We start from the raw sequence: 17,893 nt of genomic DNA, 5'->3' as shown, positions 1-17,893 counted from the left end.
GAGGTGCAATAGGATCGGAATCAACTCCGTCCAGCAAGCGGTCAGCCGCCTGCGCGCCGGGCATTTCTGCGCTCCAGACCGAGCCGGTGTTCGCGGTGAATGATGTAGACACCGGCCGCGATGACGATAGCGGTGCCGACCATCATGTGGCCGCCCGGCACGTCGCCGAAGACGACATAGCCGATGACGCCACCGAGCAAAATCGACGTATATTCGAACGGCGCGATGGTTGAGACATCGGCATGCCGGTAGCTCTCCGTCAGCAGAATCTGCGCCACCCCGCCGCAAAAGCCGGCACCGACGAGAAACAGCGTCGTCTCGAGATCCAGCGAGTACCAGCCAAACGGCAGCGTCAGCAACGAGCAAAGTGAGGCGATCATCGAGAAGTAGAGAACGATCGTCGCCGTGCGCTCCTCCTCCACCAGCTTGCGGACCTGGATCATCGCCATACCGGCGAGTACCGCCGAGAGCAGCACGCAGATGGCGCCGACCGCCTGTTCCGTCTCCATCCCGCCGGCGCGAAACAGCGTCAGCTTTGGCCAGGAGACGATCGCCACCCCGATAATGCCGAAGAACACCGCGCTCCAGCGGTAAAGCCGCACACGTTCCTTCAGGAACACCGCAGCGAAGATGACGGCAATCAGCGGCGTGGCGTAGCCCAGCGCAATCGCTTCAGGCAGCGGCAGGTGCATCAGCCCGTAGAAGCCGAAGCCCATAGAGATGATGCCGATCGTGCCGCGTTTCACATGACCGACCGGATTGGCCGTGTAGAAAGCAGCCTTCAGCTGACCGCGATAGGCGAGATAGGCCATGATCGGAAACAGCGCGAAGAACGAGCGGTAGAAGGTCACCTGCCCCGGTGCGATGCCGGTTCCCGCCAGCTTTATGAAGGTTTGCATGCCGAGAAAGACGACAACCGACGAGACCTTCATCAGGATCCCCCTCATCGGGTTTCTCAAAACCGATTCCATGTCTTCCCAAGCTCGCTGGCGGCTGATGTTCCAAGGCAGGAGGATACCGCCCGACTCGGCGGCACGGTGGCGTGTGACGGCATGGTAACGAAAGAACGGCGGCGATGGGGAAAATTTCCAGCGAAAAGCGAAATTCGAAGAAGTGTCAGGAAAAGTCCAGCGCAGGCGCCGAAAAGAAAGCTCAGTGGCCTTTGCTTTAAGTTTAGTTCAGACTTTAATGTAATCATCGCCCCCAAAATTTACGGCGGGGATTCCGTTCCTGTCACGGTCATATCGTTAAAGGTCTTCAGGGAACACTTATGCGTACAGACACAGGTCAGGTCATTAACCTGGCAGACTACCGGCCCACCGATTTCGTGCTTGAGCGCGTGGACCTGACCTTCGAACTCGACCCGACGGAGACCAAGGTCGAGTCGCGGCTGATCTTCCACCGGCGCGAAGGTGCAGATCCGAAGGCGCCGCTAATCCTTGACGGCGACGAACTTTCCCTGTCCGGCCTGCTATTCGACCAGATCGAGATGCCCGCGGCGCAATATTCTGCGACGCCGGATGGTCTCACGGTTCGCGATCTCCCGGCCACCGAACCTTTCGAACTGACGATCACCACGATCATCAATCCTTCCGAAAATACCCAGCTGATGGGCCTCTACCGCACCGGCGGCATCTACTGCACGCAGTGCGAGGCCGAAGGTTTCCGCCGCATCACCTATTTCCCGGATCGTCCCGACGTTCTGGCGCCCTACACGGTCAACATCATTGCCGAGAAGGCCGCCAACCCGTTGCTGCTGTCAAACGGCAACTTCCTGGGCGGCGCCGGTTATGGCGAAGGCAAGCATTTTGCCGCCTGGTTCGATCCGCATCCGAAGCCGAGCTATCTCTTCGCGCTCGTTGCCGGCGACCTCGGCATCATCGAAGACACGTTCACGACGAAAAGCGGCCGCGACGTCGCGCTGAAGATCTATGTCGAGCATGGCAAGGAGCCCCGCGCGGCCTACGCCATGGACGCTCTGAAGCGCTCGATGAAATGGGACGAAGAGGTCTTCGGCCGCGAATACGATCTCGATATCTTCATGATCGTCGCCGTCTCCGACTTCAACATGGGCGCCATGGAGAACAAGGGCCTCAACGTCTTCAACGACAAATACGTCCTTGCCGACCCCGAGACCGCGACCGATGCCGACTACGCCAATATCGAGGCGATCATCGCGCATGAGTATTTTCACAACTGGACCGGCAACCGCATCACCTGCCGCGACTGGTTCCAGCTCTGCCTGAAGGAAGGCCTGACGGTCTATCGCGACCACGAATTCTCCTCGGATCAGCGCTCCCGCCCGGTCAAGCGCATCGCCGAAGTGCGCCACCTGAAGTCCGAGCAGTTCCCGGAAGACGGCGGTCCGCTCGCCCATCCGGTTCGCCCGACGAAGTACCGCGAAATCAACAACTTCTACACGACGACCGTCTATGAGAAGGGCAGCGAAGTCACGCGCATGATCGCGACGCTGCTCGGCAAGAAGCTCTTCAAGAAGGGCATGGACACCTATTTCAAGCGCCATGACGGCGAAGCGGTGACGATCGAGGATTTCATCAAGTGCTTCGAGGACGCCAGCGGCCGCGATCTCACGCAGTTCTCGCTCTGGTACCATCAGGCCGGCACGCCGCTCGTCACCGCCTCGGGCACCTATGACGCCAAGGCCAAGACCTTCACGCTGCAGCTCGAACAAGTCGTTCCTGCAACGCCTGGCCAGGCCGACAAGAAGCCGATGCATATCCCGCTCAGCCTGGCGCTGTTTGCCGAAAGCGGCAAGGCGATCAAGCCGAAGTCGGTCGAAGGCGCCGAATATGCCAACGAGGTGCTGCACCTGACCGGCAAGACGCAGACGGCCGTCTTCCATGGCATCGCCTCGCGCCCGGTCGTGTCGATCAACCGCAGCTTCTCGGCGCCGATCAACCTGCATTTCGATCAGGCCCCGGCCGATCTCGCACTGCTCGCCCGCCACGAGACCGATCATTTCGCCCGCTGGCAGGCGCTGACCGATCTGGCCTTGCCAAACCTCCTCAAGGCCGCCCGGGACGCCCGTGATGGCACGGCGGTGGCCTGCGAACAGACCTTTGTCGACGCCCTGCTCGCAGCCGCCTCCGACGAAACGCTGGAGCCCGCCTTCCGCGCCCAGGCGCTGGCGCTTCCAAGCGAAGCCGATATCGCCCGCGAACTCGGCGGCAATAACGATCCCGACGCGATCCATGCCGGCCGTCAGGCGGTGATGAAGCAGATCGCCGAACAGGGTGCCGCGATCTTCGCAAACCTCTTCGAGACAATGACGACATCGGGCGCCTTCAGCCCGGATGCAGCGAGTGCCGGACGGCGCGCGCTGCGCAATGCCGCCCTCACCTATCTCTCCTACGCAGAGAACACGCCGGTTCGTGCCAAGGCCGCCTTCGACGCCGCCAACAACATGACCGCGCAGCTGCACGCCCTGACGCTCCTGGCGCACCGTTTCCCTGACAGCGCCGAGGCGATCAGCGCCCTGTCGGCCTTCCGCGACCGCTTCGAGGAGAATGCCCTCGTCGTCGACAAGTGGTTCTCGGTCCAGGCGACGATCCCGGGTGCGGCGACGCTCGACCGCGTCAAGAAACTGATGGACAGCCCGCTCTTCAAGCGCACCAATCCGAACCGGGTGCGGTCGCTGATCGGCACCTTCGCCTTCACCAATCCGACAGGTTTCGGCCGGGCCGATGGCGAGGGCTATCGCTTCCTCGCCGGCGAGATCCTCGATATCGACCAGCGCAATCCGCAGCTGGCTGCCCGCATCCTCACATCGATGCGCTCCTGGCGCTCACTGGAGCCAGCGCGGGCCGATTTCGCCCGTTCGGCTCTGATGGAGATCGAACGCGCGCCTGGCCTTTCGAGCGACGTGCGCGATATCGTCGAGCGGACGCTCAAGGGGTGATTTGCGAAGGCAAGGTCCGGCCGCTTGCGCCCGGACCTCGCCAGACTCACCAAAAAATCAGCACTTATAAATAGTTAACAGATTTTTACCTTTGCCTCTGGACACGGCGAATCAGGAATGATTCATTGAGTCAGGTTCGAGCGAGCGGCGCATCGAATCACACGAGGGATCAAGGTTATCACGATGATGAACGTGCGGCGGGCAACTGCGGCCCAAGGACGGCTGCGTGTCGATTTGGGTTCGCTCCGGGCATGGCCGCAGGCCACCCGAGGCCCTCGTCCGGTCGCACGCCAGGCCGGCGCACCGCGTCTTCCACAGGTCGAAACCATCTTGAAGCGTGCCATTCCGGCGCTGATCGTCGCCTTTTTGTCCGTTGTCGCCGCCTCGCACATCTTCGGGATGATGTCGGAATATTCGCGGATGGGCGCCGCCGCCCGTCATGCGACATCGCTTTCGGCCGCCGCGGCCGCAGCCGTCTTTTCCGACGCTGGTGACCTGTTCGACGCAGGCAATGGCGCCGAAGCGCAGGCGCGGCTTTCCAAGTTTCTTCCCCAGGACCGGCTCGACAGCGGCTCCTTCATCCTTTTGGTCCAGTCGAGCGGCAAGGTCTTTGCAGCCTCCGCAGCCGGCGTTTCCTATGTCGGTTCCGACGTCGGCGACTTCTTCCCCGAAGTATCGGCGATCCGCCGCTTCGGCGATCGCGCCGGCGTCATCGAAACGACGATCAGCGGCGACCCCCATTATGCCGAGATCAGCCTCGTCGGCTCGTCCGGCGGCTATATCATCGCTGCCACATCGCTTTACCAGATCGGCAAGCTCTGGCGCGAGGAGCTGACGCTCAACGTCACGCTGTTTGCCGGCATCTCCTCGATCCTGCTCGTCATCCTCTATGCCTATTACATGCAGGTGAAGCGCGCCCGCGATGCCGACGATATCTTCGTCGAATCCAACCAGCGCGTCGAAACCGCACTGTCCCGCGGCCGTTGCGGCCTCTGGGATTTCGATTTCGAGAACCGCGAATTCTTCTGGTCGCGCTCGATGTACGACATGCTCGGCCTGCCCGGCTCCGACAAGACGATGTCCTTCAACGAGGCGGCCCGCCTGATGCACCCTGACGACGGCGGCCTGCACGAGATCGCCCGTTCGATTGCCAAGGGCACGTCCGGCCAGGTCGACCAGATCTTCCGCATGCGCCACGCCGCCGGTCACTATGTCTGGATGCGCGCCCGCGCCCAGATGATCCGCAGCAATTCCGGCCGCATGCACATGATCGGCATCGCCATGGACGTCACCGAGCAGCACCGCCTCGCCCAGCGTTATGCCGAAGCCGACCAGCGCCTCGCAGACGCCATCGAGTGCACCTCGGAAGCCTTCGTGCTCTGGGACAAGAACGACCGTCTGGTGATGTGCAACGCCCATTTCCAGCAGGCCTATGGCCTTCCCGACAGCGTGCTCGTTCCGGGCACCGAGCGCAGCGTCGTCAACGCCGCCGCCGCCCGCCCGGTGATCGAGCGCCGCATGGTCGATCCGCATGGCGCCGGCCACTCGCGCACCGCCGAAGTCCAGCTTGCCGACGAGCGCTGGCTGCAGATCAACGAGCGCCGCACCCGCGACGGCGGCATGGTCTCCGTCGGCACCGACATCACGCTTCTGAAGCGCAACCAGGAACGCCTGCGCGACTCCGAGCGTCGCCACGTCGCGACGATCGGCGACCTCAAGTCCTACCGCGCCACGCTCGAAGACCAGAAGGCCGCACTCTCTGTCGCCAACGCCAACTATCTTGCCGAGAAAGAACGCGCCGAAGCCGCCAACAAGGCCAAGTCGGAATTCCTCGCCAACATGTCGCATGAGCTGCGCACGCCGCTGAACGCCATCCTCGGCTTCTCCGAAATCCTGCAAGATCAGATGTTCGGCCCGCTCGGCTCGCTGAAATACGACGAATATGCCCGCGATATCCATGACAGCGGCAAGCACTTGCTGAATGTCATCAACGACATCTTGGACATGTCGAAGATCGAAGCCGGCCACATGAAGCTGCATCGTGAGACGATCGATCTCGCGCCTCTCATCGAGGAAAGCCTGCGCTTCACGGCCATCCCGGCCGCCGAAAAGAACATCGTCATCGAGCAGCGTCTCTGCGATGGCATGACGCTGACGGCCGACCGCCGCGCCATGAAGCAGATCATGCTCAACCTGCTCTCCAACGCCGTGAAGTTCACCAACGACGGCGGCCGTATCGCACTGCGCACCCGCCGCGATGCCAAGGGTGTTGTGATCACCATCGCCGATACCGGCATCGGCATTCCGCGCAAGGCGCTGTCGAAGATCGGCCAGCCCTTCGAGCAGGTGCAGAGCCAGTATGCCAAGAGCAAGGGCGGTTCGGGCCTCGGCCTGGCGATCTCCCGCTCGCTGGCGGCGCTGCATGGCGGCAACATGCGCATCCGTTCGCGCGAGGGCCGCGGTACCGCCATCACCTTCCGCATTCCCGATGTGATCCGCTAGGCCTTCAGGACCGCCTGAAAGATCTTGCGCACCGCCTTCGACAGCCGCTTCACTTCGCTTTCCAGCGTCTTGATATCCGGGCAGTCGCCGGCCCGGCAGACGAGCTCGACCAGCCCCGATGGGGCTTCCTTCGAATCGAACAGCCCGTCGATGCAGAGGCGGATCAGCTGCGAGAGCTCGGTGTAGAGGTTGAAAGCCTCAAGGCAGGTGTCGAGATCGGCAGGCGCCATCAGCCTGTCGCCAAGCGCCTTCAGCGCCTCGCCCGTATTCAGCCCGTTGACCTTCACGGCATCGCCCTTGGCAGGCGCAATCAGCGCCAGATATTGTGCGATGAACTCGATATCGATGACGCCGCCCGGGATGAGCTTCAAGTCCCAGCCGTTCTCCGGCGCCTTCTCCTTGTCGATCAGCTCGCGCATCTCGCCGACATCGCGCGCCACCTTGGCCGTATCGCGCTTCTGCGACAGCACATCGGAAATGATCCGCTCGGCAGCTTCCGTTAAGCTCGCATCGCCGCAGATCAGCCGCGCCCGGCTGAGCGCCATGTGCTCCCAGGTCCAGGCTTCCTCGCGCTGGTATTTCTCGAAGGAATTGATCCGCGTCGCCACCGGCCCCTTGTTGCCGGAGGGCCGAAGCCGCATATCGACCTCGTAGAGAATGCCCTCCGCCGTCGGCGCCGAAAAGGCGGCGATCAGCCGCTGGGTGATGCGGGTGAAATAGCGCACCGCATCGAGCGGCTTCTCGCCGTCGGACTCGCCAGCCGTGTCGTCATAGTCGTAGAGCAGGATCAGGTCGATATCGGAGCCTGCGGTCAGCTCGAAACTGCCGAGCTTGCCCATGCCGGCGACGGCCACCTTGCCGCCCGGGAAACGCCCATGCGCCGCCTCGACCTCTTTCAGAACGCCGTCGAGCGCCGCTTCGATGATCAGGTCGGCAAGATGGGTAAAGGCCCGCGCCGCCATCGCGCCATTGATGGCGCCCGTCAGCAGCCGGATACCGATCAGGAACCGCTGTTCGGCGGCAAAGATACGCAGCCGGTCGAGCAGTTCTTCATAATAGCGCGCCTGCACTAGAGACGCCTTCAGGCGCTCGCCGAGATAATCGCGCGTCGGCAGCTCCGCCATCAGACCGGGATCGAGCATGCCGTCAAAAACATGCGGCTTGGCGGCGATCACTTCGGCAAGCTTCGGCGCCGAGGACATGATGTTGACGATCAGCGACAGCAGCGCCGGATTGCTGCCGAGCAGCGAGAAAAGCTGGATGCCCGAAGGCAGCCCTGAAATGAAGCTGTCGAAGCGCAGCAGCGCCTCGTCCGCCCTCTTGCTCTCGCCGAAAACCCGCAGGAGCTGCGGCGTCAATTCCGTCAGCCGCTCGCGCGCCTCGACCGATTGCGTCGCCCTGTAGCGGCCATAGTGCCAGGTCCGGATGATGCGTGAAATATCCGACGGGCGCTGGAAGCCCATCTTCTTCAGTGTCTCCAGCGTATCCGGATCGTCGTTCTGGCCGGTGAAGACAAGATTGCCGGTGTCGGTCGAAAGCTTGTTTTCCTGTTCGAACAGCCGCGCATAGCGCCGCTCAACGGTCCTGAGCTTATCGACCAGCTTTTCCGAAAAACTCGACGTGTCGCTGAAGCCCATCATGAAGGCGATGCGCTTCAGGTCGGCTTCGGTCTCCGGCAGCAGATGCGTCTGCTCGTCTCGCACCATCTGGATGCGGTGCTCGACATCACGCAGGAACCAGTAAGCATCCGTGAGCTCGTCGCGAGTCTCCGCATCGATCCACTTGGCCTTGGTCAGTTCGGCCAGCGTCTCCTCGGTGCCGCGGCTGCGCAGCACCGGCATGCGTCCGCCGGCAATCAGCTGCTGCGTCTGCGCGAAGAACTCGATCTCGCGGATCCCGCCACGCCCCAGTTTGACATTGTGCCCTTTGACGGCAATCGCCCCGTGGCCCTTGTGCGCGTGGATCTGCCGCTTGATCGAATGAATGTCGGCGATCGCCGCATAGTCGAGATATTTGCGGAAGACGAAGGGCACGAGGCCGCGCAAAAACTCATCGCCGGCCGCAAGGTCGCCCGCGACAGGCTTGGCCTTGATGAAGGCCGCCCGCTCCCAGTTCTGCCCCCTGCCCTCGTAATAGATCATCGCCGCATCGAAGGAGATCGCCAGCGGCGTCGATCCCGGATCCGGCCGGAGCCTCAGATCGGTGCGGAACACATAGCCATCGGCGGTGCGCTCCTGAAGAATGCGCACCAGCCGCCGCATCAGCCGCGGAAAGATCTCGATCGCATCGTCAGGATCGGGAACGATCCCCGCCTGCTCGTCGAAGAACACGACAAGGTCGATATCGGAGGAATAGTTGAGTTCGGAGGCGCCGAGCTTGCCCATGCCGAGCACGATCAGGCCCGAGCCTTCGCTCGGCTTGCCTGCGTCCTTGATCACAAGCTTGCCGCTCTCATGCGCCGACATCAGCAGATGATCTATCGCCGCAGCAACCGATGCTTCGGCCAGAGCACTCAGCCACGCCGTCGTCTGGCGGCCGTCGAATATCCGCGCGAGATCGGCCAGCGCCACCAGGAAGGCCACCTTGCGCTTGATCCGCCGCAGGCGGGTCATCACCACGGATTCCGCCGGAAACACACCCTCCTCAGCCTGCCAGCTATCGCGCGCCTCTTTGATCAGCGCCTCGATCTGCGGCTCCAGCGGCGCGGAGATCGCCGCGGCTAGGATGTCGTTGTCGATATTGGCGGCGTCCCGGAGATAGGGCGACAGCGTGAAGGCCGCGGCGATGAAATCGCAGAGCGGACCACCTGCCTTCAGCATCGCGGCGACAGCCGGCTGCTCGCGGCCGATCTCGGCAAGATCGGTCATCGCCAGCTTCAGTTCGGACTGGTTGAGCGGCTTCAACGCCGCGCCTGCAGCGTCTTTCAACAGATGTGTCGATTTCTTCAGCATCCCACCTCCCGGCAGCGCCACGCCGGAATCGCGTTTTGCCGTATGCCCTTAACCTAGGGCCACATGCGTCAGGAGCCAATACGTTTAACGGCGCATAGTCTGAGGAGAGTGTGGCTCAGGCAGGTTTTGCCGGGAAGCTCATCGTCACGGTCAGGCCGCGGCCCTCTTCCTTGCCGGGATTGGTGTCGGAGAGCTCCAGCGTCCCGCCATGCAGCTCCATCACCGCCTCGACAAGCGAAAGCCCCAGCCCTGTCCCGGGCTTCGACCGGCTTTCGTCAAGCCGCACGAAACGCTTGATAACGGCTTCGCGCTTGTCGGCGGGAACGCCGACGCCGTGGTCGGCGACCGAAAGGCAGATCGCATCGGCCCGGCGCGCCAGCTTGATAACAATCTGGCCATGGCCGTCGCAATCGACGGAATATTTGATCGCGTTGTCGATCAGATTGAACAGCGCCTGGCCGATCAGCTCGCGATTGCCCTGTATCGAAATCCCGGGCTCAACCTCGGCAGTCAGCGTCAACCCCGCCTCATCGGCAACAGGCTCGTAGAGTTCGGCACAATCAGCGACGATGGCCGAAATCTCGATCGTCGACATTTCCGCAGCCGCCGATCCTGCCTCGACGCGGGAAATCATCAGCAGCGCATTGAAGGTGCGGATCAGCTGGTCGGATTCGGAGATGATGCCCTCGAGCGCACCGCGGCGCTGTTCGGCGTCATCGGTATCCAGCGCGTCGGCCGCCTTGTTGCGCAGCCGCGTCAGCGGCGTCTTCAGGTCGTGGGCGATGTTGTCGGAGACCTGCCGCAGCCCCTCGTTCAGCTTCTCGATACGCTCCAGCATGGTGTTCAGCGACACCGAGAGACGGTCGAATTCGTCGCCGGAGCCACCGACCGGCAGACGTTGAGAGAGATCGCCCGCCATGATCTTCTTGCTGGCGCCCGACATGCGATCGATGCGCTTCAAGGCATTGCGGCCGATACCGAACCAGATGATCAGCGCGCCCAGGCCCATGATCGCCAGCGCCACCATCAGCGCCTGGCGCACCAGCACGCGGAACCGCTCCGGTTCGCCAAGGTCGCGGCCAACGAGAATACGCAGCCCATTGTCGAGCACGAAGATATTGGCGATCGCCATGTGCCGGCGGTCGAGGCCGCTTTCGGCGTAACGCTGGTAGAAGAACGGCACCGAGGTCCAGCCCGTCTCCTCGAAGACGCCAGGCTGCACCGAGGCGACGTTGCCCGCCAGGATGTCGCCCGAAGGGCCGGCGATGATGTAGAGATTGGCGCCCGGCTGGCGCGACCTACGCTCCATCGAGCGCAGCAGCGCGTTGATGCCGCCAGTGTCGTAAGCGCGCTTGACCTGATCGACCTCCTGCTGCACCGCCTCGCGGATCTGGCCCGTCAGCAGACGCTGAGACATCGCCGTGACATAGATGACGAGCGTCGCGGCGCAGATGGCGAAGAGCAGGATGTAAAGAGCCGAAAGGCGGACTGCGGTAGAGCGGAAGAGAAACCAGAAACGGTTCATCCTTCGTCCTTGATCATGTAACCCGCCCCGCGGATCGTCTTCAGCAGCGGCTGGCTGAAATCCTTCTCGATCTTCGAGCGCAGTCGCGAGACATGCACGTCGATGACATTGGTCTGCGGATCGAAATGGTAATCCCAGACATTCTCGAGAAGCATCGTGCGGGTCACGACCTGACCGGCATTCTTCATCAGATATTCGAGCAGACGGAATTCGCGCGGCTGCAACGGGATTTCCTTGCCGCCCCGGCGAACCTCGTGCGACAGGCGATCGAGCTCAAGATCGCCAACGCGGTAGACAACATCCTGCTCCGGCGTGCCCTTGCGGCGGCCGAGAACCTCGACGCGGGCGAGCAACTCGCTGAAGGCATAGGGCTTCGGCAGATAGTCGTCGCCGCCGGCGCGCAGACCGGTGACGCGATCGTCGACCTGGCCGAGAGCCGAAAGAATGAGAACCGGCGTGTGGATCGCCTTGCGGCGCAGCTCGCTGATGACGGAAAGCCCGTCGCGGCGCGGCAGCATACGGTCGATGACGATGACGTCGTAGGTATTTTCCGAGCCCATGAACAGGCCGCTCTCGCCGTCGCTCGCATGATCGACGACGATCCCCGCCTCACGAAAGGCTTTCGTCAGGTAAACCGCAGCTTCGAGGTCATCCTCGATAATCAGAATCTTCATGCGGCTGACATTACCTGCCGGTTTCGTTTCGGCAAGGCTCAATACGTCTTCCTGTTGCGCTTGGGTCATCGCGGCCACCTAGGGATGGAGTGGAAGGGAGCCGCGCGGGCTGGTGCGCGGCTCCCGTCTCGGGCGCATCATGGGGATGCGCCGGTCAAGGCTGTGGGGGATCAGCCTTGGCTATTGATCGGAAGGGCGACGAAGCGGCTGCCGTCCTTCGACTGGATCTGGAAGAGCGCCCGGGTGCGGCCGTCCTTCTTTGCCTGGTTCAGAACCTTGACGACGTCATCAGCCGAGGTGATGTCCTGGTTGTTCACCGAGGTGATCTTCTCGCCTGCCTTGATGCCCTTGTCGGCAGCGTCGGAGTTCGGGTCGATATTGGTGATCTGCAGGCCCTTGCCGTCATCGGCAGGGCCAACCGTCAGGCCGAGATCGGCAAGCGCCTTCTCGGACGCCGGTGCCTGCGGTTCCTGCGGCTGGTCGCTGTCGTCGGTCGAAGCGTCCTTCTGGTCGGCCGGCAGCGTGCCAAGCTCGACGGTCAGAGACTGTGCCTTGCCATCGCGCCAGATCGATACTTCGACCTTCTTGCCCGGCTGCATCGCGCCGATGCGGCGGCTGAGGTCGCGGGCATCCTTGACCGTTTCCCCATTGACGGCGGTGACGACGTCACCAGCCTTCATGCCGGCCTTCTGGCCAGGCGTTCCATCCTGAGCAGAAACGACGAGCGCGCCATTGGCTTCGGAAAGGCCGAGCGAGTCGGCGATATCCTTGGTCACCGGCTGGATCTGCACGCCGAGATAGCCGCGCGAAACCGTACCGTCCTTCATCAGGTCGGCAACGACGTCCTTGGCGGTCGAAGCCGGAATGGCGAAAGCGATGCCGACGCTGCCGCCCGACGGCGAGAAGATCGCGGTGTTGATGCCGACGACCTGACCGTTGAGGTTGAAGGTCGGGCCACCGGAGTTGCCGCGGTTCACAGCAGCGTCCACCTGGAGATAGTCGTCATAGGGACCGGAGCCGATGTCGCGGCCGCGGGCCGAAACGATGCCCGCAGTCACGGTGCCACCGAGGCCGAAGGGATTGCCGACGGCGACGACCCAGTCGCCGACGCGGACATTGTTGTCGTCGGCCCAGTTGACGTAGGTGAACTTCTTGCCCTTGCCGTCGACCTTCAGCACGGCGAGGTCGGTGCGCGGATCCTTGCCGATCAGCTTGGCATCAAGCTCGGTGCCGTCGTTCATGACAGCAACGAAAGCCGAGCCGTCGGAAACGACGTGGTTGTTGGTGACGATATAGCCGTCTTCGGAGATGAAGAAGCCGGAGCCCTGAGCGACAGGACGCAGACGGCCGGGACCGCCAGGGCCACCCGGGCCCGGACCACGCTCACCGAAGTGGCGCGGCGGACGCTGCTGGCCATCCTGGCCCTCGCCGCCATTCGGACCCTGTTCACCGAACTGCTTGAAGAAGCGCTTCAGCGGATGATCGTCCGGCAAGTCGTCGAAACCGCGGCCATTGAAGTCAAAGGAAAAACCGTTGCCGTCGTCGGACGCCGGCTTGATGCGGGATTCGACGCGGACGGAGACGACGGCCGGCGAAACGGCGTCGACGACATTGGCAAAGCTCGGCACGGCCGGCGCCTGAACGTTGACGGCTTCGGCATAGGAACGGGTGATCTCAAGCGGCACGCCAGTGGCAAGCACGGCGGCGGCGAGACCTGCGACGGTCGAGGCCTTCAGCGCAGTGGCAAGGGAGGGAGTCTTGAACATTATAGGCACCTTCTCTTCATCATTTAGTCGGTCCGGCCCCCGGTCGGGATCGGCTGATGGATGAAGATATAGGATGCGGGACCTTACTGCGAACTGTCCGGCCAATGAAAAATTTGTAATGTCGGGATTGTGACCGTCCGCGACTTTTTGTCCAAGGCCCGCCGGATATCGCCTCGCAGCTGCCTCTAAGCTACTTGCTCAGCAACTCGTCAAGCTTCGCCTGCTCGTCATCCGTCAGCCGGCTCCCCGTCGGCTTGCCCACCCTGCGGCGCGCAAAGACCAGCATCGAGATGCCGCCCGCCAGGATCAGCACCACAGGCGCACCCCACAGCAACACTGTGCGGATACTGAACCGTGGCTTCAGCAGCACGAATTCGCCGTAGCGCGAGACGATGTAGTTCAACACCTGCTCGTCGCTATCGCCATCCTTGATGCGCTCGCGCACCAAGAGCCGGAGATCCTTGGCCAGCTCGGCATTGGAATCGTCGATCGACTGGTTCTGGCAAACCATGCACCGCAATTCCGCCGACAGCGTCCGCGCGCGCGTCTCCATCGCGGGATCGGCGAGCACCTCGTCGGGGTTCACGGCGAAGGCGGGGAGCGGCGCAAGGAAAGCAGCAAGCAGAAGGAAAAGCCGCAGCACTGGCCACACTCCCCTTCTCCCCTCGGGGAGAAGGTGCCCGTCAGGGCGGATGAGGGGGCCACGGGCGCCCGTGATTGCTTCTCGCTCATGCTCGAAGGCCTCACAGCTTCGCTGCTCGTCCCCCTCATCTGCCCTTCGGGCATCTTCTCCCCGCTGGGGAGAAGGGAAACTCCGTAAACCCCTCATTCCGCAGGCTCCATCGCCGGAGCAGACGGCTTCGCGGCCTTTGCTTTCCGCCGGGGAGCACCAACACGCAGCCGCCGGTCGCTGAGCGACACGAACCCGCCGACCGACATCACAAGCGCCCCGCCCCAGATGCAGAGAATGAACGGCTTCCACCAGATGCGCACGACAATGCCGCCATCATTGGTGGGATCGCCGAGCGAGACATAGAGCTGGCTGAGCCCGAAGGTTACGATCCCGGCCTCCGTCGTCGGCATCTGCTGGGCGACATAGACGCGCTTGGCCGACCAGACATCGGCAACTTCGACACCGCCGCGGCGGATACTGAAATGCCCGCGGTCTTCCTTGTAGTTCGGCCCGTTCGCCGGCTGCATGCCGTCGAAATGCAGCGTATAGCCGCCGGCATCGGTGGTCTCGCCGGGTTTCATCTCCAGCACATGCTCGGTCGCAAAGGTCGAGACGGCGACGATGCCAAGCACGGTGATCCCAAGACCCGCGTGCGCCAGCGCCGTACCGAAGGCCGAGCGTGGCAGTCCGGAGAGCCTGCGCCACGCAACATTGGCCGCCACCTTGCCGATACCGGCGCGATACCAGAGATCAGCCGCAGCCCCGAATACCAGAAAGAGACCTGCCGCCAGGCCGAGAACAGAGAGAACCGGTCCGCCATGCTCGATATAGAAAAAGATCACCGCCGCAGCGAAGGCGAGGCCCGCCACGACATAGAGCCGCTGCAGCACGCCGAGCAGATCGCCGCGCTTCCAGGCCAGCAGCGGCCCGAAGGGCACCACCAGCAAGAGCGGGATCATCAGCAGCCCGAAGGTCATGTTGAAGAACGGCGGACCAACGGAGATCTTGTCGCCGGTCAGCGTTTCCAGAAGCAGCGGATAGAGCGTGCCCGTCAGCACCGTGCCACAGGCAACCGTCAGGATCAGGTTGTTGAGAACCAGAGCGCCTTCGCGCGACACAGGCGCGAAAAGACCACCCGCAGACAGAAGCGGCGCGCGCAAGGCAAAGAGTGACAAAGCGCCGCCGATGAAGATCATCAGGATGCAGAGAATGAACACACCGCGGCTCGGGTCGCTGGCAAAGGCATGGACCGAGGTCAGCACGCCGGAGCGAACGAGGAAGGTCCCCATCAGCGACAGCGAGAAGGTGAGGATCGCGAGCAGGACCGTCCAGATTTTCAACGCTTCGCGCTTTTCCATGACCAGCGCCGAATGCAGCAGCGCCGTCCCGGCCAGCCAGGGCATAAAGGAGGCGTTCTCGACCGGATCCCAGAACCACCATCCACCCCAGCCGAGCTCGTAATAGGCCCAGTAGGAGCCCATGGCGATGCCGAGCGTCAGGAAGGTCCAGGCGGCAAGCGTCCAGGGGCGCACCCAGCGCGCCCAGGCGGCATCGATCCGCCCTTCCATCAGCGCCGCGACGGCAAAGGAAAAGCAGACAGAGAAACCGACATAGCCGAGGTAGAGCATCGGCGGATGGATCGCCAGCCCGATATCCTGCAGCACCGGGTTCAGGTCACGGCCCTCCGCCGGTGCCGGATCGAGCCGGGTGAACGGATTGGACGTCAGCAGAATGAAAAGGATGAAGGCAACCGAGATCCAGGCCTGCACCGACAAGACATTGGCGCGCAGCGTATCCGGCAGATTGCGGCCGAACAGCGCCACCATGGCGCTGAACAGCGCCAGGATCAGCAGCCAGAGCATCATCGATCCCTCATGATTGCCCCAGACGCCCGAATATTTGTAGATCAGCGGCACCAGCGAATGCGAGTTCTCCCAGACGTTCTTTACCGAGAAGTCGGAGACCACATGCGCATAGGTCAGAACGGAGAAGGACAGGGTGACGAGCGCGAAGAGCACGATCGAGCCGAGCGGCGCGACATCCATCATCGCCTGGTCGCGGCGGCGCGCGCCGATAACAGGCACGATCGAGAGAATGACCGCCGTCGCCAGCGCCAGCACCAGTGCGTAGTGGCCGATCTCGATGATCATTGCACGCCCTCGCCCTCTTTCCAGAGCCCCTGGGATTTCAGGCGGTCGGCAACATCCTTCGGCATATATTTCTCGTCATGCTTGGCGAGCACGGTATCGGCGATGAATTCGTGGCTGGCGGCCTCGAACTTGCCTTCGGTGACAACGCCCTGTCCCTCGCGGAACAGGTCGGGCAGGATGCCCGTATATTTGACCTTCACCGGCTGATTGCTGCCGTCGGTCACGGCGAACTCGACCGTCGAGCCGACACCGCGGATGACGCTGCCCTCGCCCACCAGACCACCGAGACGGATGCGCGTTTCCGGCGGTACCGGCGTCTTGGCAAGATCGGCCGGCATATAGAAATAGGCAACAGACTGGCTGAAGGCGAACATCACCAGCAGCACCGCGGCGATGATGAAGCTCATGCCGCCGCCGATCACCGCCAGGCGCTTCTGCTTGCGCGTCATTCCGTCATCCCCTCTGCCGCAACACCCAGCTCGCGCCCCAGTGCGAGCAACTGCTTGCCTTGATCGCCATCGGCCGGAAACGCCGCCAGCCCGCGCTTCAGCGCATCGGCAGCACGATCCTTGTCGTTCAATACGGCATAAGAGCGGACAAGCCGCACCCAGCCCTCGAAATTGTTGGGATCGGCTTTCAGCTTGGCGTCGAGGCTTTCAACCATGCCGCGGATCATCTGCTGCTGGTCGCCGGCGTTCATCGTCTGCGCTGCCGCCACGTCTTCCGCGGTCGGGCCGCCCGGCGCCTTGTTAGCGGCAGCGACATCAGGCGTGCCGCCATTCTTGGCAATGTGATCGTTGACCATTGGCAGCCACGGCGCGTCGGCGGGCGATTCCTTGGCGATCGCCTCGAAGGCCGCCCTCGCCTCGCCGGTCTGGCCGGCCTGCTCCATGCTCAGCGCCACGTAGAACTTTGCCCGCGGATTGTCGGGCTCGAGCGCCAGCGACTGCTCAAGCGCCTGGCGCGCATCCGCGGTGATCGCCCCGTTCGAACCCGCCATCAGCGTCTCGGCCAGGCCATCCAGCCGGATGGCGCTTGGGCCAAGCAGGCGGATGGCATTGCGATAGGCCTTCTCGGCATCGTCGATACGCATGGCGTTGAAATAGATCGGCGCCAGCACATCCCAGCCCTTGCCATCTTCAGGGTTCTGCGCCAGATGGCGCTCGGCCTTGGAGACCAGGATCGCCATGTCGTTGCCGGGATTTTCGAGCCGGGCCTGAAGCGGTTGCGATGGCAGGTCGGGCCGTCCCATCGCAACGTAAAGACAGAGCCCCGTCAGCGGCAGAAGAAGAAGGATGAAGGCCTCGCTGAAGCGATGGTGGCGCGCCGCCTTCGGCGCTGCGGCCGGACCTGCCGCCGAAACGGCAATCAGCCGCCGGCCGATCTCGGCCCGCGCGTAGTCCGCTTCGTCGGCCGTGATCAGTCCGCCGGAGAGGTCGCGGTCGAGCTCGCGCAGCTGGTCGCGATAGACCGCAACCTCGCCCTCGCGCCCGTCGTCAAGCGCCTTCGCTCCGCGCAGGAGCGGATAAAGCAGCAGCGCGGCCACAGCCGCCGTCATTGCGGCAACAAGAATCCAGAAAAGCATAACGGCCCAATACTTGAAGCGCGCCGCCATTCCAACTGTCAAAGCCGGAATGACGAAGATTTGAGGCGTTTCGCCGCAAGATTGGTGCGGTCAGGACCAATCGGCACTCAGTTCAGGCTGCGGCGAAAATGGTGATTTTCCACGACCC

At 63.0% G+C, this 17,893-nt stretch carries 11 protein-coding genes; 2 read left to right on the top strand and 9 right to left on the bottom strand.

The window, feature by feature from the left end:
• Positions 1-41: 41 nt before the first annotated feature.
• Positions 42-971 (bottom strand): DMT family transporter, encoded by a 930-nt coding sequence (locus tag AC1DNK_RS05275; protein ID WP_477939722.1) that lies wholly within the window; start codon positions 969-971, stop codon positions 42-44.
• 299 nt (positions 972-1,270) lie between these two features.
• On the opposite strand from AC1DNK_RS05275, the gene pepN reads away from it, so the two are divergent.
• Entirely contained in the window at positions 1,271-3,919 is a 2,649-nt protein-coding gene (gene pepN / locus AC1DNK_RS05270; RefSeq protein WP_477939721.1) for an aminopeptidase N, read from the top strand.
• A 183-nt stretch (positions 3,920-4,102) separates the two neighbouring features.
• On the top strand, positions 4,103-6,421 hold the full coding sequence (locus AC1DNK_RS05265) for a PAS domain-containing sensor histidine kinase (protein ID WP_477939719.1): 2,319 nt from the start codon (positions 4,103-4,105) through the stop codon (positions 6,419-6,421).
• Here the strand turns inward: AC1DNK_RS05265 and AC1DNK_RS05260 are convergent.
• From AC1DNK_RS05260 to ccmI, 8 genes are all read right to left on the bottom strand, one after another.
• The gene (locus AC1DNK_RS05260) at positions 6,418-9,372 is read right to left on the bottom strand and encodes a bifunctional [glutamine synthetase] adenylyltransferase/[glutamine synthetase]-adenylyl-L-tyrosine phosphorylase (protein ID WP_477939718.1); all 2,955 of its coding nucleotides are present in this window, start codon (positions 9,370-9,372) and stop codon (positions 6,418-6,420) included. The two genes, AC1DNK_RS05265 and AC1DNK_RS05260, sit on opposite strands and share 4 nt — an antisense overlap.
• Positions 9,373-9,487: 115 nt before the next feature.
• Positions 9,488-10,897 carry a sensor histidine kinase gene (locus tag AC1DNK_RS05255; RefSeq protein WP_112517161.1) on the bottom strand — a complete coding sequence of 470 codons (1,410 nt, stop codon included), beginning with the start codon at positions 10,895-10,897 and terminating at the stop codon, positions 9,488-9,490.
• The gene (locus tag AC1DNK_RS05250; RefSeq protein ID WP_112390729.1) at positions 10,894-11,640 is read right to left on the bottom strand and encodes a response regulator transcription factor; all 747 of its coding nucleotides are present in this window, start codon (positions 11,638-11,640) and stop codon (positions 10,894-10,896) included. The genes AC1DNK_RS05255 and AC1DNK_RS05250 overlap by 4 nt, the downstream gene beginning before the upstream one ends.
• Before the next feature lie 101 nt (positions 11,641-11,741).
• A complete protein-coding gene (locus AC1DNK_RS05245) occupies positions 11,742-13,337 on the bottom strand; it encodes a Do family serine endopeptidase (RefSeq protein ID WP_112390728.1) in 1,596 nt (531 codons plus the stop codon).
• A gap of 190 nt (positions 13,338-13,527) precedes the next feature.
• The gene (locus tag AC1DNK_RS05240; protein WP_310297785.1) at positions 13,528-13,980 is read right to left on the bottom strand and encodes a cytochrome c-type biogenesis protein; all 453 of its coding nucleotides are present in this window, start codon (positions 13,978-13,980) and stop codon (positions 13,528-13,530) included.
• Positions 13,981-14,162: 182 nt separating this feature from the next.
• Positions 14,163-16,160: a heme lyase CcmF/NrfE family subunit gene (locus AC1DNK_RS05235; RefSeq protein ID WP_477939716.1), complete on the bottom strand. Its 1,998-nt coding sequence runs from the start codon at positions 16,158-16,160 to the stop codon at positions 14,163-14,165.
• On the bottom strand, positions 16,157-16,609 hold the full coding sequence (ccmE, locus tag AC1DNK_RS05230) for a cytochrome c maturation protein CcmE (RefSeq protein WP_477939715.1): 453 nt from the start codon (positions 16,607-16,609) through the stop codon (positions 16,157-16,159). The genes AC1DNK_RS05235 and ccmE overlap by 4 nt, the downstream gene beginning before the upstream one ends.
• The gene (ccmI, locus tag AC1DNK_RS05225; protein WP_477939896.1) at positions 16,606-17,745 is read right to left on the bottom strand and encodes a c-type cytochrome biogenesis protein CcmI; all 1,140 of its coding nucleotides are present in this window, start codon (positions 17,743-17,745) and stop codon (positions 16,606-16,608) included. Before ccmI ends, ccmE begins: the two co-directional genes overlap by 4 nt.
• Positions 17,746-17,893: the final 148 nt, after the last annotated feature.

The organism is Rhizobium sp. 01N424 (assembly GCF_056399485.1).
The sequence above is the reverse complement of the archived record's forward strand: the minus strand, read 5'-3'. Positions and strand labels throughout refer to the sequence as shown.

Bases quoted from the DNA above. Each gene is read 5' to 3' on its own strand.
- AC1DNK_RS05260 (WP_477939718.1), bottom strand. From the start codon at position 9,372: ATGCTGAAGAAATCGACACATCTGTTGAAAGACGCTGCAGGCGCGGCG.
- AC1DNK_RS05235 (WP_477939716.1), bottom strand. From the start codon at position 16,160: ATGATCATCGAGATCGGCCACTACGCACTGGTGCTGGCGCTGGCGACG.
- pepN (WP_477939721.1), top strand. From the start codon at position 1,271: ATGCGTACAGACACAGGTCAGGTCATTAACCTGGCAGACTACCGGCCC.
- ccmI (WP_477939896.1), bottom strand. From the start codon at position 17,745: ATGCTTTTCTGGATTCTTGTTGCCGCAATGACGGCGGCTGTGGCCGCG.
- AC1DNK_RS05255 (WP_112517161.1), bottom strand. From the start codon at position 10,897: ATGAACCGTTTCTGGTTTCTCTTCCGCTCTACCGCAGTCCGCCTTTCG.
- ccmE (WP_477939715.1), bottom strand. From the start codon at position 16,609: ATGACGCGCAAGCAGAAGCGCCTGGCGGTGATCGGCGGCGGCATGAGC.
- AC1DNK_RS05275 (WP_477939722.1), bottom strand. From the start codon at position 971: ATGGAATCGGTTTTGAGAAACCCGATGAGGGGGATCCTGATGAAGGTC.
- AC1DNK_RS05245 (WP_112390728.1), bottom strand. From the start codon at position 13,337: ATGTTCAAGACTCCCTCCCTTGCCACTGCGCTGAAGGCCTCGACCGTC.
- AC1DNK_RS05250 (WP_112390729.1), bottom strand. From the start codon at position 11,640: ATGACCCAAGCGCAACAGGAAGACGTATTGAGCCTTGCCGAAACGAAA.
- AC1DNK_RS05265 (WP_477939719.1), top strand. From the start codon at position 4,103: ATGATGAACGTGCGGCGGGCAACTGCGGCCCAAGGACGGCTGCGTGTC.